At 69.4% G+C, this 1713-nt stretch carries 2 protein-coding genes and 1 other RNA gene; 1 reads left to right on the top strand and 2 read right to left on the bottom strand.

Going from position 1 to position 1713, the window contains the following annotated elements; all coding sequences use genetic code 11:
- Both dnaX and ffs read right to left on the bottom strand, forming a co-directional pair.
- The coding region (gene dnaX, locus FDZ70_10145) for a DNA polymerase III subunit gamma/tau (GenBank protein TLM67585.1) at positions 1 to 874 on the bottom strand (874 nt) is incomplete at its 3' end.
- A gap of 119 nt (positions 875 to 993) precedes the next feature.
- Positions 994 to 1089, bottom strand: an RNA gene (gene ffs / locus FDZ70_10140) — signal recognition particle sRNA small type.
- Between the two features lie 74 nt (positions 1090 to 1163).
- On the opposite strand from ffs, the gene FDZ70_10135 reads away from it, so the two are divergent.
- The coding region (locus FDZ70_10135) for a YbhB/YbcL family Raf kinase inhibitor-like protein (protein TLM67584.1) at positions 1164 to 1713 on the top strand (550 nt) is incomplete at its 3' end.

The following is a 1713-nucleotide window of genomic DNA, read 5'->3' as shown; positions in this document are numbered from 1 at the left end:
CGTACAGGTCACGGAAGTGCGCCACCAGCTCCCGCGTGAACTCGGCCATGTCGACGCCGGACTCGGCGAGTTGCGCGACGAACCGGAAGCACCCGGCCGCATCGCGACGCGCCATCATGCCGGCCAGGTCGAACAGCAGCGAGCGGTCCACCTCGCCGAGCAGGCCCTCCACGTCGGAGAGCGCGATCGACTTGCCGGTGAACGACGCGAGCTGCTCGAACATCGTGATCGCGTCGCGCATCCCGCCGGCGGCGTGCCTCGCGATCATGACGAGCGAGCCATCCTCGACCGCTATGCCCTCGGCCGCGGCGATCTTCGCCAACTGCTCGGCGATCTGCTCGATGCCGAGGCGGTGGAAGTCGAAGCGCTGGCAGCGCGACTGCACGGTGTCGATCACCTTGTGCGGATCGGTGGTGCACAGCACGAAGTAGACGTGAGACGGAGGCTCCTCGAGCGTCTTGAGCAGCGCGTTGAACGCCTGCTTGGAGAGCATGTGGACCTCGTCGATGATGTAGACCTTCGCGCGCCCGCGCGACGCGCCGAGGCCCGCGCGCGAGATGATGCCCTCGCGCACGTCGTCGACGCCGGTGCGCGACGCCGCGTCCATCTCGAAGACGTCCGGATGCCGGTCCTCGACGATCTCGCGGCACTGCTCGCAGATGCCGTCCGGGTCCGGTGTGGGCCCCTTCTCGCACAGCAGCGCCTTGGCGAGCAGGCGCGCGGTCGTGGTCTTGCCCGTCCCGCGCGGGCCGCAGAAGAGGTATGCGTGCGCCGTCGAGCCGTCCTTGAGCGCGTTGCGCAGGGTGCGCGTGATGTGCTGCTGCCCGACGACGTCGTCGAAGGTCTGCGGACGATACTTGCGATACAGCGACACGTGCGTCACGGAGGTGCCTTTCGAGGGGCTCGACAAAGCAGTATACCGAGCCGCACCGACGGCGGGCGGTCACTTGGCGGAGCCGCGCGACGGGGCCGTCGGGCGGGCGCACAGACGCCCGCGGACGGGCCCCGAGCACCCGGCAGGGGCCGCTTATGGCTGCTTCCTTCCGGACCTGACCAGGTTCACGGCATGCCGTCGCCCGGGACCCGACCGCGAGCGTCTGCAATGAGGGAGTATAGCGTCCGAGACGCGAATCACCGAGGCGGGAAGTGGGGAGATACACGCCATGACTCTCGAACGCGCCAGCGGCCTTGCCGCCGTACTGATGCTCGCGACGGCGTTCCTCGCAGGCTGCGCGTGTTCGTCGCCGTCTGCGGAACCTGCGAAGGGGAACGCCCCGATGCGCCTGACCTCCACCCAGTTCGCCGAGGGCGCCACTCTTCCCGCGACGAGCGCGAAGACCCAAGGCAACCGATCGCCGGCGCTCGCGTGGGAGGACCGCCCCTCGCAGACGCTCTCGTACGTGCTCGTGTGCGTCGATCGGGCGCCGATTGCGCGCAACTGGGTCCACTGGCTGGTGGTCGACATCCCTCCGGGTATGACGACGCTGCCCGATGGCGCCTCGCTCAACTCGATGCCCGACACGGCGCGAGAACTCAAGAACGGGTTCGGCGAACTCGGCTGGGGCGGCCCGCAGCCCCCGGCGGGCAGCGGAGTGCACACGTACGAGATCACGGTGTACGCGCTCGACGTCGCGACGCTGGACGTCGGCGAGGACGCCGACCTCGACGCGGTCCTCGAGGCGATGGAGGGGCACGTGCTGGCAACCGGCACAC

The sequence above is a fragment of the Actinomycetota bacterium genome, assembly GCA_005774595.1.
In the GTDB taxonomy this organism is placed as follows: domain Bacteria; phylum Actinomycetota; class Coriobacteriia; order Anaerosomatales; family D1FN1-002; genus D1FN1-002.
Note: the sequence above shows the minus strand (reverse complement) of the source record. Positions and strands in the feature narration are given on the sequence as shown.